Raw genomic sequence first — 12689 nt, forward strand, 5'->3', positions numbered from 1 at the left:
AGATCCAGACTTCGGACCGATGTGCCCTGAGGACACGCCCGACGACACTCGTCACGTGATTGACGTCCAGAACTTGACCAAGCGGTACGGGCACACCACCGTCGTGGACAGCCTCAGCTTCACGGTGCGGTCGGGAGCCGTCACCGGATTCCTGGGTCCCAACGGTGCCGGTAAGTCCACGACGATGCGGATGATGCTCGGCCTCACCCGCCCGGACGCCGGGTCCGCCCGCATCAGCGGTCACGCCTATCACGAACTGCGGTATCCCGTCCGCCAGGTTGGCGCCCTGCTGGAGACAGCGGCCCCGCACCGCAGCCTGACCGCGACCGACCATCTGCGCTGGCTTGCGCAGAGCAACCGGATCGCTCGGAGACGCGTCGCGGAGGTCCTGGAGACGGTCGGCCTGACGGGAGCGGCCCAGCGGCGGATCAGTACGTTCTCCCTGGGCATGGGACAGCGGCTCGGCCTAGCCGCGGCTCTCCTTGGCGACCCGTCCGTCCTGGTGCTCGACGAACCGCTCAACGGCCTGGACACGGAGGGCATCCGGTGGCTGCGCGAACTGCTGCGCTCGATGGCCGCCGAGGGCAGGACGGTCCTCGTCTCCAGCCACCTGATGACCGAGATGTCCATGGTCGCGGACCACCTGATCGTCATCAGCCGCGGACAGCTGCTCGCGGAGACCAGCATGTCGGAGTTCATCCGGCGCCACGGACGGACGTACGTACGCGTGCGGACCTCCCAGCCACTGCGCCTGCACGAGGAACTGGAACGGAAGGGAGCCTCCCTGCGCTTCGTGCAGGACGGCAGCATGGAGGTCGACGGCATGACGCCGGCTGAGATCAACCGGCTGGCTGCGGCAAACGGTCTCTCGCTCGAAGAGCTGAGCACCCACACGGGATCGCTTGAGGACACCTTCCTCAAGCTCATCGGCAACGGAGGAAGCACTACTCATGTCTGAGACGGCCGCCGCTCTGCGTGCCGAGTTCACCAAACTGCGAGGTGTCCGCGGTACGTTCGTCGCCCTGCTGCTGTTTGCGCCCGCCAGCCTCCTCATCGCCGTCCTGGGTGGCTGGTCGGCGCGGGGCGCGATCGAGGCCGACAGCCCTGGACTCCGCGACGACTTCACCCCCGAGCAGGCGGGGCTGGACGGCATCCTCTACGGTCAGCTCGCCCTGATCGTGTTCGCAGTGCTCATCGTCTCCAGCGAGTACACATCGGGCATGATGCGGGTTTCGCTGCTCGCAGTGCCCCGGCGGGGCCGGCTCTACGCGGCAAAGGTGGCTGTCACCGCAGTCACCGCGGCGGCCGTCGCGCTCCCCGTCACCGTCGTGGGCTATCTGATCACGCAATTCGCCCTAGGACCCCACGGCGCCGACATCGATGCGAGCGGCGTCCCCCGTGCCCTCGCCGGCGCCGTGGTCTACCTGACGCTGATGAGTCTGTTCGCGGCCGGTGTGGCCGCGATGGCTCGCAGCGCCGTCATCCCGCTTGCCATCCTGCTCCCAATGGTGCTCGCCGGATCCCAGATCCTGTCCATCATCGGAGCGACCAAGGAGATGGTCCGGTACTTCCCCGATCGGGCCGGCATGCGGATGCTCACCGTCGACGCGGACGACGCGTTCGCCGGATTCGCCGTGCTGCTCGCGTGGACCGTTGCCGCGCTGGCCCTCGGCTACCTGCGCCACCGGCGGTGGGACGCGTGACGGGACGGGCATGAGGCATCTGCCCCATGCCCGTGGGACATGCCGCCCCGTAGGTTCCCAGACAGGTCACGGGCCGAACAGGTCGGCCCGATCTGATCCTCTGGGAGGAATCATGTCCGCGATCTACGAGCCCCCGGCCCTTCAGGAAGTCGGCGACTTCGACGAGCTCACCAAGTGCCTCGGCATCGGAAGCTGTGAGGATTTCGCCGGCTGCGGCTACGCCGTCGTCTGCTTCTTCTGATGACACCGGTGCCGGTGCGCTCAGGCGCACCGGCACCACCCGGGGAACGAGGCGACATGGAATTCGTAGTTCTTCCGGACGGCCCGGCCGGCACCGAAGTAGCCGGGCGGCTCCGCGCGACGCACCGGATCGACCACACGTCCGGGCGGCCCTGGATTGTCGGTGACTGGCGCCAGGACGAGGTGACGGTGCTCGAAGCCGGTCCCCGGCGCCTAGTGCTGCTGGGACACACCCGGCTGGATGCAACGGCCACGACGGCCACACTCGGGCGGACGCGCTCGCTCAGTGACCTGGACACGGTCGCGTCCCGCCTGCCAGGGCTCTTCCATCTGACGGCTTCGATGGACGGCAAAGTCCGGGTCCAAGGCTCGGTCGCCGGCGTACGGCAGATTTTCACCGCCGTGGTGGACGGGGTGACGGTAGCGGCGAGCGGCATGGAACCGCTGCTTCGGCTCACCGGCACGAGCCTCGACGAGACGGTGCTGGCCGCTCGCCTGCTGGCACCCGGCGGAGCTCCTTGGCCGCTGAACCTGCGCCCGGTCCGCCAGGGCATCGACGCGCTCGGCACCGGACACTGGCTCGAACTGGACACCGATGGCCGGGCTCGGCAGATACGCTGGTGGAAGCTGCCCGAGGCCCGTCTCTCGCTCGCGGAGGGCGCGCAGGCCGTGCGCTCGGCGCTGTCCGAGGCGATAGCCACCCGGGTCCGCCCAAACCGGACGATCAGCGCCGACCTGTCCGGCGGTTTGGACTCCACCTCACTGTGCTTCCTCGCTGACGCGGCCGGCGCTGACCTGGTCACCTACCACGTCATGCCCCTCGACAGCGCCAACGAGGACACCGCCTGGGCGCGCAAGGCGGCCGACCTGCTCTCAGCGGCCCGGCACCACACCCTGACCGCGGATCGCGCCGAGAACCTTCTCGACGTCGGCTACACCGACGAGTACACGAACCTGGCCCCCGAAGGACCCGCGACCTGGGCCTCCGGACTCGCACATGTCGGGGACCTGGCCCAACGGGCCACCAACGAGGGTGCGTCCCTGCACCTGACCGGCTTCGGTGGGGACGAACTGTTCGGGCGGATGCCCGCCTGTGCCTGGTCCCTGGCACGAGCCCACCCAGTGGGCGGCCTTAAACTGGTCAACCGCTACCGGCTCGCCAACCGCTGGTCGTGGACCGCCACCGTGCGCGCGCTCGCGGACCGGTCGACATTCGCCCAGAACCTCGCCGCGGTCGCCGCGCGCATCAGCGCGCCGCCACCGCCGCTCGATGAGCCCGACTTCGGCTGGGTGTTCGCGCCCCGCTTGCCCGCCTGGGCCACACCGGACGCCGTGGCGGCCGTCCGGAATCTGCTCACCACCGCGGCCCGCGAGACCCCCGTACCACTTGACGCGGACCGGGCCCGGCACCAGGCGCTTGCCTCGATCGTCTTCGAGGGGAAGACGATCCGCCAGGTCAACACCATCGTCGCTGGGACAGGCATCGCCTGGGACGCTCCTTTCCTCGACGACCGCGTCCTGGAGGCGGCGCTGTCTACCCAGATCGACCAGCGGCTGGCGACCGGGCGGTTCAAGCCGTTACTGACCTCCGCCGTGCGGGGGCTCGTGCCCGGCGACATCCTCGATCGCCGCGACAAGGGCGAGTTCAGTGCCGAGGCGTTCCGAGGCCTCGCCCGCAATCGGGCCCGGATCCTGGAACTCTGTGAGGACTCGCACCTCGCCCAGCTCGGCCTCATCGACCCGGCCAAGTTCCGGGCCGCGGTGCTCAATCCCGGGCCGATGTCCCATCACCTCCAGCCGATCGAGACCACCCTGGCGTGCGAGAGCTGGCTGCGGACGCACCGCCAGCCCCACCCCCAGGACACGGGAGACCGCAGATGAAGCTGAGCCTTGCCCGCGACGTCACTCTCACCCCCCTCGACTCCGGGGCCGTCCTCCTTGACGGACGCCGAGGCCGCTACTGGCAGCTGAACGAGTCTGGCTCCACCATTCTGCGCAAGCTGCTCGACGGGGACACGCCGGACACAGCCGCCGCGGGCCTGTCCGCCGCCGCCCCCGTGAGCGAGGCTCAGGCACACAAGGATGTGATGGCCCTTGTCGACGCACTGAGCGCGGCCAACCTCGTGGAGGTCTCACGGTGACAACCCCCGCCGTAGCCGAGCAGGCACCGCGCCTTCGATTGCACCGGCAGATCGCGCCCAGATGCGCGGCCGGCGTGGCCCGCCTGCTGGTCCGGCTGCCCCCCGCCCGGCTCCAGCGGGTACTGCGCGTGGTCAGCAGAGGAACCCGGCCCGCCGGGTATGCCGAGGCGGCACGGGCCCGAAGGGCGGTCGTCTCGGTTAGCACGCGCTGCGCCGGCCTCGGTTGCCTCCAGCGGTCCGTCGCCACCGTCCTGCTGTGCCGCGCCCGGGGCAAGTGGGCCGACTGGTGCACCGGGTTCCGCACCCAGCCCTTCGGTGCGCACGCCTGGGTCGAGGTCGAGGGACGGCCGGTGGACGAACCAGGCGAACTGAGCGTATTCCGGACCGTACTGGCCGTGCGTCACCCCGAAGGGAGCGACCGCTCATGACGGCGATCTGGACCGAGGGCCTCTACGCGTACTACGGCACCACCGCGGCCGTCAACGGCCTCGACCTGACGGTCGCCGACGGCACGACGTTCGGCTTCCTGGGGCCCAACGGCGCCGGCAAGACGACCACCATCAGCATGCTGACGACCCTGCTCAAGCCCACGGCGGGCCGGGCGGAGGTGGCCGGCTTCGACGTGGTAACCCAGCCCACCGAGGTACGTCGCCGGATCGGCATCGTCTTCCAGGAGTCGACGCTCGACCTGGATCTCACCGCAGCCGAGAACCTCCGTTTCCAGGCCGACCTGTGCGGACTCGGCCGCCTTGAGGCACGCGGCACGATCGCCGAGATGCTCGACATGATGGACCTGTCCGCGCGCAGCAACATCCCCGTACGGCAGTTCTCCACCGGTCTGCGCCGCCGCCTGGAGATCGCCCGGGGCCTGCTCGGCGCCCCTCGGATCCTTTTCCTCGACGAGCCGACCACCGGTCTCGACGCGCAGACCCGCGCTGCCGTCTGGGATTACCTGGGCAGGCTGCGGCAGGAACGGGGCATCACCGTCTTCTTCACCACGCACCAGCTGGAGGAAGCGGAGCACTGCGACCGAATCGCGATCTTCGACAAGGGCAAGGTGGTCACCGAGGGAACGCCCGCGGAACTGAAGTCCATCATCGGAGCAGACCTCGTCGTCCTGCACACCGAGGACGACCCGCGTGCGGTGGAGAACCTGTCCGGCCGCTTCGGCCTGACGGCGGAACTCGCGCCCCACGGGCTGCGCCTCAGGGTCTCCAACGGCCCCGCCCTGGTGCCACAGCTATGCACCGGACTGGGCGTGACTGTGCGCTCGGTGACCATCACCTCGCCGACCCTCGACGACGTCTTCCTGCACCACACCGGATTCGAGATCAGGGACAGCACGAGCGCGCGCACACTCAGCAATATCGGAGAGGGACTGCGATGAGTGGCCTGGACACCGTAATGGAGGCTCCCGGCCGCAAGACGGCCCCGGCAGGCCCGCCCACCGGCCGGTCGAGGTTCGCCCTCAAACCGTACGCGCTGCTGTGGCGGCGGGAGATGACACGCCTGCGGCACAACCCGATACGCCTCGCCATGGGTCTGGTGACGCCGCTGCTGTTCCTCGTCGTCCTGGGCACCGGCCTTGACGCGGCCTCCTCCAACCTCGGGAAGGCGCAGCTGAACGACTACCGGGCCTTTCTGTTCCCCGGCACGCTGATCCTGTCCGTGCAGGCCCCGGCGATTGCGGTGGGCATCTCGCTCGTGTGGGACCGCAGGCTCGGCATGCTCCGGCAGATGCTCGTCTCGCCATTCCCGCGATCCAGCATCGTGCTCGGCCTCGCGCTCGGCGGAGCCACCACCGGCGCGGTCTACGGCCTTTTGCTCCTGTCGGTCGGAGGCATCGCGGGAATTCGGTACACGCCGATGCTGCTGGTCGTTGTACTGGAGATGCTACTCGTCTCGCTTATGTTTACTTCGGTCGGACTGCTCGCCGCAGTCACGATCCGGCAGGTTGAGACATTCCAGATCGTTGTGAACCTCAGCTTGATGCCGCTGATGTTCTTCTCTGGCGCGATGTTCCCGCCGAACGGGCTGCCAGGCTGGCTCGACATCGTAGTCAAGCTGAATCCGCTCACCTACGGCGTCGACGCGATCCGCCGCACCCTGCCGGGGCCCGACATCCTCACCTCGGAGCAGACCCGCCTGTTGCTGGGGGACTGGCAGCCGCCCGTGGTCGTGGAGCTGGGGCTGATGGCGGCCATCACCGCCGCCGCTCTCGGACTGGCCACGTACCGGTTCTCGCGATCGCAGTGAGCGGACAGTGAACGGAAGGGAACTTCATGCGGTGCGTGGCACGAAGGTATGGATGGGGACCGCAGCACGGATATTTCTGGCGGCGATCCTCGGCTACGCGGGCCTGGTGAAGATCCAGGACCTCACGGAGGCTGGCCGTACGGTCGCCCTGTACCAGATCGTGCCCGAGGGCTACGCCCAGCTCGTTGGGGGCGTTGTGCCGCTCGTCGAGGTGGCGCTCGCCCTTCTTCTGGTCATCGGGCTGGCCACCAGGGCGGTGGCGGCCGCAGCGGGCGTCCTGATGACGGTGTACATCGCCGCCATCACCTCAGTGTGGGTACGGGGGCTGTCCATCGACTGCGGCTGCTTTAGCAGCGGAGGCATCGTTACGAGCGGAGCCGAGCGCGGCTATGCCATCGACATCGCCCGTGACCTGGTCTTCCTCGGAGCGGCCGTCTTCCTGTACCGGAATCCGCGAACTCGGTATGCGCTCGACCACTGGGCCCTGGACTCGAAGGAGCGATAGGCATGCAGGACACGGACGTCTTGGTGCGGGAGATGGTGCAGAAACGGCACCGCCGACGGCGCACCCTACTGGTGTCGCTGGTGGCCGTGGTCGTGGTGGCCGGGGCCGCGCTGGTCGGCGCCGGCCTGGTCCGGGCGAATAACACTGCGCCGGACGAGGCGCCCAGCCGCATCCCCGCCGGCGCGACCGAAGACAAGGCGGGGCTGCTCGCCTCCATCGGCGAGGTGCGCATCGACCTCTACCTCGATTACCTCTGTCCCGAATGCCGCAACACGGAGAAGGCACTGGCCGACGCGTTGGAAACACTGAAGACGAGCGGCGAAGTGAGCGTCGTCTACCATCCGGTCACCTTCCTCGACGGCCGCAGCAGCCCCGAGGGCTACTCGACCCGGGCGGCTTCCGCCGCGGCTTGCGCCGCGCAGCAGGGCAGGTTTGAGCAGTACTCCACGGTGCTGTTCGACCGGCAGCCCGCCGAGCGCGGGCCGGGACTCACTGAGGCTCAGTTGATCGCGGCGGGCCGGGACGCCGGAATCACCGGCGACGCCTTTGAGAAGTGCGTCCGGGCCGAGACGTACGCACCCTGGGTGCGGTACGTCTCCGATGTCGCCGCGTCCCGCGAGGTCGCGCTGACCCCGACCGCCATGGTGAATGGTGAACGCATCGAGGTCACCGGATCGGACGCGGCTGCCTCGCTCACTCGCGCGGTAACGGAGGCCCGCGGATGACACGGCTGACCGTGGCGCTCTCCGGGGACTGCATGGCCACCCGGGGAGCACTGATCACGTCCGACCCGGCCGCCGTCGAACTGCGTGAGACACTGCGCGCCGCGGACTTCGCCTTCACCAACCTGGAAGTCGTCCCCGCCACCGGACGGGGACACCCGGTGCACAATGCGGCGGGCGGCGGCTGCCTGATCGCGGACCCTGGCGTGGTCAATGAGATCACCGCGGCGGGCTTTACCGTGCTCGGCTGCGCGAACAACCACGCGCTGGACATGGGAACCGACGGTGTGCTCGGCACGGTGGACCTGCTGCGCGCGAAGGGCATCCCGTTCGCCGGGATCGGCGCCGACCTTGCCGCCGCGCGCCGACCGGTCTACGTCGACCGTCCCGGCGGCAGCTTGGCCGTGATCTCGTGCAGTTCGACGTTCCTGTCTGGGCAGGAAGCGGCCGCCCCGTCACCGGATCTGCCGGGTCGGCCCGGGCTGAACCCCCTGCGGCACGGCGCGACGCTGCGGGTGACGTCAGCACAGATGGAGGTACTGAGGCAGATCGACGGTGAGACGGGGTTACGGGCCCGGCGGGCCGAGGCACGTACCCTGCTCGGGTTCGATCCTGCCATGTCATCGGCCGACCGCCTCACCCTGTTCGGTACGCGCTTCCAGACTGCGGACACACCGGGCTTCACCACCCGGTGCGATCCGAGGGATCTCGACGGGATCTCCTTGTGGGTGGCCGAGGCCCGGAGCCGAGCGGATCTCGTCCTGGTCAGCGTGCACTCCCACGAGCCTGGGCCGACCCCGGAGACACCCGGCGAGTTCCTCTGCGAGTTCGCCCATCGGATGATCGACGAAGGCGCCGACATGGTGGTCGGACACGGCCCGCACCTTCTGCGTGGTGTGGAGATCTACCAGGGGAAGCCAATCTTCTACAGCTTGGGAAACATCGTCAGCCAGATCGAACTCGCCGACCACGTCCCGGCCGAAGACTACGCCAAGGTCGCCGCCCGCGAACAGCTCACGCCGGGCAGCTACTTCGCAGAGATCAGCGCCCACGGCCGCCGGATGTTCGCCCCGCACCGCCGGTACTGGCAGTCGATCGTGCCGGTGCTCACCTTCGACGATGGCTCGCTGGTGGGTGCCCGGCTCCACGCGGTCGACCTGGGGTTCGGCCGACCGGTCCACCACCGGGGCCGACCGCGGCTGGCGAACTCGGTCGACGCCAAGGAGATCTTCACCGACTTTGCTCGGCTTGCGGAGCCGCACGGCACCGCCGTGAAGGTTGGGAACACCGGAACGGGCGAGCTGCTGCTCGACGGCCATGACGGCCCGCAACACGGCCTCAACAGGTCACCTCAGTCAGGTCCCCAAAGGCGTGAGAACAAGGGCATCTGAGGAAGCGAAACCGGCGGTGCTGCTAAAATCCCGGTCTTCGAGTGCCTGTTGAGCAGTTGACGATCCATTGCGAGGAATGCGGGATGGCAGAGGCGGTCCGGGTGCTGATCGTGGACGACCAGGCGTTGTTGCGCGGGAGCTTCCGTGTCCTCATAGACTCGACATCGGGAATGGAGACGGTCGGCGAGGCCGGTGATGGCGCGAGGGCCGTGGAACTGGCGCGGGAACTCAAGCCGGACGTTGTCCTGATGGATCTGCGTATGCCCGTCATGGACGGTATCGCGGCCACCCGGGAGATCTGCTCCGATGAGGCCATGGTCGGCGTGCGCGTACTGGCCCTGACGATGTTCGACATGGACGAGTACATCTACCCGGCCCTCCAGGCGGGCGCGAGCGGCTTCATGCTCAAAGACGCCTCGCCCTCGGACCTGGTCGCAGGTATCCGCGTCATCGCGACCGGTGAAGGTGTTCTGGCGCCCACGGTCACGCGTCGCCTCATCGAGAACTTCTCTCGCGGCAGTGAATCGGCTCGGCCGGCTCCGCGACTCGTCGGGCTCACCAGGCGGGAACAAGAGGTGCTCGTGTTGATTGCGAACGGGCTGTCCAACACCGAGATCGCCCAGCACCTGATGGTCAGCCTGCCCACGGTGAAGACTCATGTGAGCAGTCTCCTGTCCAAGTTGAGTGCCCGCGACCGTGCTCAACTGGTCATCATCGCCTACGAGAGTGGTCTTGCCGAGCCCGGGATGCCGGCCTGATTCTGCTCACCGGGCCATGATGGCTCGACGCTGCGTGACCGCAGGGTCGTGGTCATACCCGCGATCGGCATACAGCGCCCGAGGCCGGCGCCGCGGCCGGCCGCGCACCGCCGCCAGGCCGTCGACCAACGGCAACAGCTGGGTGACGTCGTTGCGGTGGCCGCCGGTGAGCGACACCCGCAACGGAATACCACCCCTGTCGGTCAGCACATGGTGCTTGGAGCCCGGCCGCGCCCGGTCAACCGGACTCGGACCGACTTTTGGGTGGCCGCGCCCCCGCTTGGCCTGCACATGGGAGGCGTCGATGGTGGCCCGGGAGAAGTCCAGCCGGTCCGCCGCCCGCAGCCGGTCCGGCAGCACCCGCTGCAGTTCCTCCCACACGCCGGCCTGCTGCCACTCGGCCAGGCGCCGCCAGCAGGTCGAACCCGAGCCGAAGCCCAGCTCCTGCGGCAGGAACTCCCGCTGGATGCCGGTGTAAAGGACGAACAAAATGCCCTGCGACGTCTTGCGGTCCTCGATGCGCTTGCGGCCCGGATACCGGTAACGGCGCGGATGCCGGGGCAGCAATGGCTCGATCACCGCCCACAACCCGGCACTGACCTCCCAGGGCTTACGCCGGTCCATCCTCACTCCCAAGGAACGAGACCACCTGCCCTTCCACCGTGCCCCACCAAGATCTTTCTGCAAGGACTCCTTAACAGAGATTGGTGGATACGAACCGGGATAATTCGGGGCGGGCGGGTGCGATTGTCGTTTCTTGGCTGACGTCTCTGCGATGCGCGAAGCGGGCAGCGGTGAGGGGCGCCCGGCAGCACGTATCAACACTTGCCGAGCAGCAAGATCGGGATGCATGTTCGGCAGGCCACGCTTGCGGAAAGAAGCCACGGCCGGGCCACCACGACCTACTACGCCCACCGGAAGCGCCCGGACCACTCGGGGGTGATCCGTCGATGGTTCTCCGATCAATGGCGTGCCGTGGGTGGGATGGACGTACACCGGTCGATTCAGTTGCCCGGTCTGCCTTCTGGGGATCAACGCGAGGTTGCGCGAGAGGAGTTCGCCCGAACGAGTTTGGGGGGCACCAGATTCGAACGTGCGCGCCACGATGTTCGCCTCGCCATGGGGCCGAGGCGAAGTGAGCGGATGCGGGAGCGCTCGTTGGCGCTGCGCGGGGTGGCGGGCGGCGGTATCGCGGCCGGGTTGTTGCTGTACGGGGCTTTGCTCGACGTGCTGCCTGCTCCATGGTGCCTTGTCGCCTTGATGTGCCTTTTTGTTGGCGTGTTGGCCGGTTGGCAGCTGGATCACCTCCATTGAGCCGCAACCGTGGCTGGTGCGCCTTGCCGCAGGCTGCGTCCTCGTGGGTGCTCCGGTGGCATGCCTTGAACCACTCTTGGTTCAGCCGAAATCTCTCATGGCTGCTTCCCGTGTTGGTCGCTCCCCTCCCCTTCCTTCTTCCCTGGGTAGGGGGATTCCTGCACGCCGTCTACCTGGAGGATTTCTTCGGAATTCCCGCCGGAGCCGTACATGTAGCCTTCTATTGGACGCACCTAGTTTCACTCAAATCGCTCGGTATTGCGTTGTTGGTAGCATTCTTCTTCGTTTCGCTATTCGGATGGACTCGGCACTGTCACTTGGGCACGGGACGGGATGGCTTCGCATTTGTATCAGTGGTGGTCTGCTTGGCAGCTGTCGTTTACGGCCTGACTGTTGTCTCCATGGCTTTGCGCGATATCGACTCAGCAGCGGGTAGGGCGATGCGAGCAGCGGCGTCAGGAAAGAGGCCACCTGCTTACTACGGTCTCCAAGGCGAGTTGATGTGTGTACAGCCCACGGAGGGTGTTCCGCCAGTCGTCAACGGACCGGTTCCCACCGGGCATCCAGTGCTCGCATTCCAGCCGGCCGGTGACTACCTCTGGGTTTGTGACCCCGACCCCGCGTCGTGGCGGGGGACGAATACCACGCGCCACTCCGTACGCCTGCGTGCCGAGGACGTGTCCTTGTCCCCGGTGAAGGGAGTCGGTGTCCGATGGTCAAGCGTGGGTAGCGACGGCGGGGGCAGCCTCCGGTCGTCGTACAGCACACCAGGGATGGCAGCAACATGAGCCCACTCAGACGCTACGTGAGAGATCCTCTGATGCCGACCGTAAGGGATGATCGGGCTTTGCTGTTGAGGTTCTCGGCGGGCTGCCGGTCGGCAGAGATCCAATGTGCTCCTCTCTCATACACCAGTGGGGCGGCGCAGCGTCGAGGTCGCCAATAGCAGCCCATGCGTCGGCCAAGGGAGACGTTGCTCACTCGCGCGGAGTTCCTGGGGGCTCGTGCTCGGAAAACCACCTGCGCGGCTCGGAAATCAGTATTGGACTGACTTTCTTGGTTGAGGTTGCTCAGGTTGAATCCGCGATGTCTGACGGGTCGGTCAGGCCGCGGAGGCCGAGGCCGGTGGCGACAGCCAGTCGGTGATCAGGCGCGGCCGGTACCGGGTCTCCTTCAGCTTTCGCTTGATGACACGGGTCAGGTGTGTGAGGTCGGCGGCGAAGTTGGATAGGCCGTTTGAGCAGGCTCCCAATGCCTTCCTGCGGGTGATCCCCGTACCATCCGGGCCAACCTTCGTCCATTGAGAGAGGCGTTCGTCGGGATCGTCTCCCTGGGCACCGACCGCCCCTCGCCGCTGCGGCGTCACGCGGGCGTGGGTGGCGACGCCGAATCTGCTCAACGTGGCGGTTGGCCGGACCCGACGGCGGCTCTTCGTCATCGGAAACCGGGAACTCTGTCAAAGGAGTCGCATTTCGATGTTCTCGCGGCCGGGCTACCACACCACTCATGGCCCGTGGCACGGAACGAGCGAGGAAGGGGATGCCGCCGGGAGAGATGAGGGGGCGGGGCGCAGCATTGCGCCAACGCGCTTCTCAGGAGCGTCCCTTGGTGGCGCTGTGAGTGTCAGTGGCCGGGGCTACCGTTCTGTTGTGCCCGGCT

The 12689-nt window shown here is 67.7% G+C and carries 14 protein-coding genes and 1 pseudogene; 13 read left to right on the forward strand and 2 right to left on the reverse strand.

Annotated elements, in window-relative coordinates:
* Window positions 1–55 precede the first annotated feature (55 nt).
* The 12 genes from ABZX96_RS19935 to ABZX96_RS19990 all read left to right on the forward strand — a co-directional run bounded on the left by ABZX96_RS19935 (window position 56) and on the right by ABZX96_RS19990 (window position 9716).
* The gene (locus ABZX96_RS19935) at window positions 56–958 is read left to right on the forward strand and encodes an ABC transporter ATP-binding protein (RefSeq protein ID WP_355546137.1); all 903 of its coding nucleotides are present in this window, start codon (window positions 56–58) and stop codon (window positions 956–958) included.
* A complete protein-coding gene (locus ABZX96_RS19940; protein WP_355546139.1) occupies window positions 951–1703 on the forward strand; it encodes an ABC transporter permease in 753 nt (250 codons plus the stop codon). Before ABZX96_RS19935 ends, ABZX96_RS19940 begins: the two co-directional genes overlap by 8 nt.
* 112 nt (window positions 1704–1815) lie before the next feature.
* Window positions 1816–1944 carry an aborycin family tricyclic lasso peptide gene (locus tag ABZX96_RS19945; protein WP_355546141.1) on the forward strand — a complete coding sequence of 43 codons (129 nt, stop codon included), beginning with the start codon at window positions 1816–1818 and terminating at the stop codon, window positions 1942–1944.
* A 56-nt stretch (window positions 1945–2000) separates the two neighbouring features.
* Window positions 2001–3824 carry a lasso peptide isopeptide bond-forming cyclase gene (locus ABZX96_RS19950; RefSeq protein ID WP_355546143.1) on the forward strand — a complete coding sequence of 608 codons (1824 nt, stop codon included), beginning with the start codon at window positions 2001–2003 and terminating at the stop codon, window positions 3822–3824.
* Window positions 3821–4084: a lasso peptide biosynthesis PqqD family chaperone gene (locus ABZX96_RS19955; RefSeq protein ID WP_355546145.1), complete on the forward strand. Its 264-nt coding sequence runs from the start codon at window positions 3821–3823 to the stop codon at window positions 4082–4084. The genes ABZX96_RS19950 and ABZX96_RS19955 overlap by 4 nt, the downstream gene beginning before the upstream one ends.
* Window positions 4081–4512, forward strand: coding sequence for a lasso peptide biosynthesis B2 protein (locus ABZX96_RS19960; RefSeq protein WP_355546147.1), 432 nt, complete (start codon window positions 4081–4083; stop codon window positions 4510–4512). The genes ABZX96_RS19955 and ABZX96_RS19960 overlap by 4 nt, the downstream gene beginning before the upstream one ends.
* Window positions 4509–5471 carry an ATP-binding cassette domain-containing protein gene (locus ABZX96_RS19965; protein WP_355546149.1) on the forward strand — a complete coding sequence of 321 codons (963 nt, stop codon included), beginning with the start codon at window positions 4509–4511 and terminating at the stop codon, window positions 5469–5471. Before ABZX96_RS19960 ends, ABZX96_RS19965 begins: the two co-directional genes overlap by 4 nt.
* The gene (locus ABZX96_RS19970) at window positions 5468–6340 is read left to right on the forward strand and encodes an ABC transporter permease (protein ID WP_355546151.1); all 873 of its coding nucleotides are present in this window, start codon (window positions 5468–5470) and stop codon (window positions 6338–6340) included. Before ABZX96_RS19965 ends, ABZX96_RS19970 begins: the two co-directional genes overlap by 4 nt.
* Window positions 6341–6392: 52 nt before the next feature.
* Window positions 6393–6845, forward strand: coding sequence for a MauE/DoxX family redox-associated membrane protein (locus ABZX96_RS19975; RefSeq protein ID WP_355546153.1), 453 nt, complete (start codon window positions 6393–6395; stop codon window positions 6843–6845).
* A 2-nt stretch (window positions 6846–6847) separates the two neighbouring features.
* A complete protein-coding gene (locus ABZX96_RS19980; RefSeq protein WP_355546155.1) occupies window positions 6848–7570 on the forward strand; it encodes a thioredoxin domain-containing protein in 723 nt (240 codons plus the stop codon).
* Complete coding sequence (gene mslH / locus ABZX96_RS19985; RefSeq protein WP_355546157.1) at window positions 7567–8958, forward strand: lasso peptide C-terminal Trp epimerase; 1392 nt, start codon at window positions 7567–7569, stop codon at window positions 8956–8958. The genes ABZX96_RS19980 and mslH overlap by 4 nt, the downstream gene beginning before the upstream one ends.
* A gap of 83 nt (window positions 8959–9041) precedes the next feature.
* Window positions 9042–9716 (forward strand): response regulator transcription factor, encoded by a 675-nt coding sequence (locus ABZX96_RS19990; protein ID WP_355546217.1) that lies wholly within the window; start codon window positions 9042–9044, stop codon window positions 9714–9716.
* A 45-nt stretch (window positions 9717–9761) separates the two neighbouring features.
* On the opposite strand, the pseudogene ABZX96_RS19995 reads toward ABZX96_RS19990, so the two are convergent.
* Window positions 9762–10340: pseudogene (locus tag ABZX96_RS19995) on the reverse strand (IS5 family transposase); the annotation flags it as partial.
* A 201-nt stretch (window positions 10341–10541) separates the two neighbouring features.
* On the opposite strand from ABZX96_RS19995, the gene ABZX96_RS20000 reads away from it, so the two are divergent.
* Window positions 10542–11030 carry a hypothetical protein gene (locus ABZX96_RS20000; RefSeq protein ID WP_355546159.1) on the forward strand — a complete coding sequence of 163 codons (489 nt, stop codon included), beginning with the start codon at window positions 10542–10544 and terminating at the stop codon, window positions 11028–11030.
* A gap of 1102 nt (window positions 11031–12132) precedes the next feature.
* On the opposite strand, the gene ABZX96_RS20005 is transcribed toward ABZX96_RS20000, so the two are convergent.
* Window positions 12133–12468 (reverse strand): hypothetical protein, encoded by a 336-nt coding sequence (locus tag ABZX96_RS20005; RefSeq protein WP_355546161.1) that lies wholly within the window; start codon window positions 12466–12468, stop codon window positions 12133–12135.
* Window positions 12469–12689: the final 221 nt, after the last annotated feature.

The sequence above is a fragment of the Streptomyces sp. NPDC003077 genome (assembly GCF_040611095.1).
GTDB lineage: Bacteria > Actinomycetota > Actinomycetes > Streptomycetales > Streptomycetaceae > Streptomyces.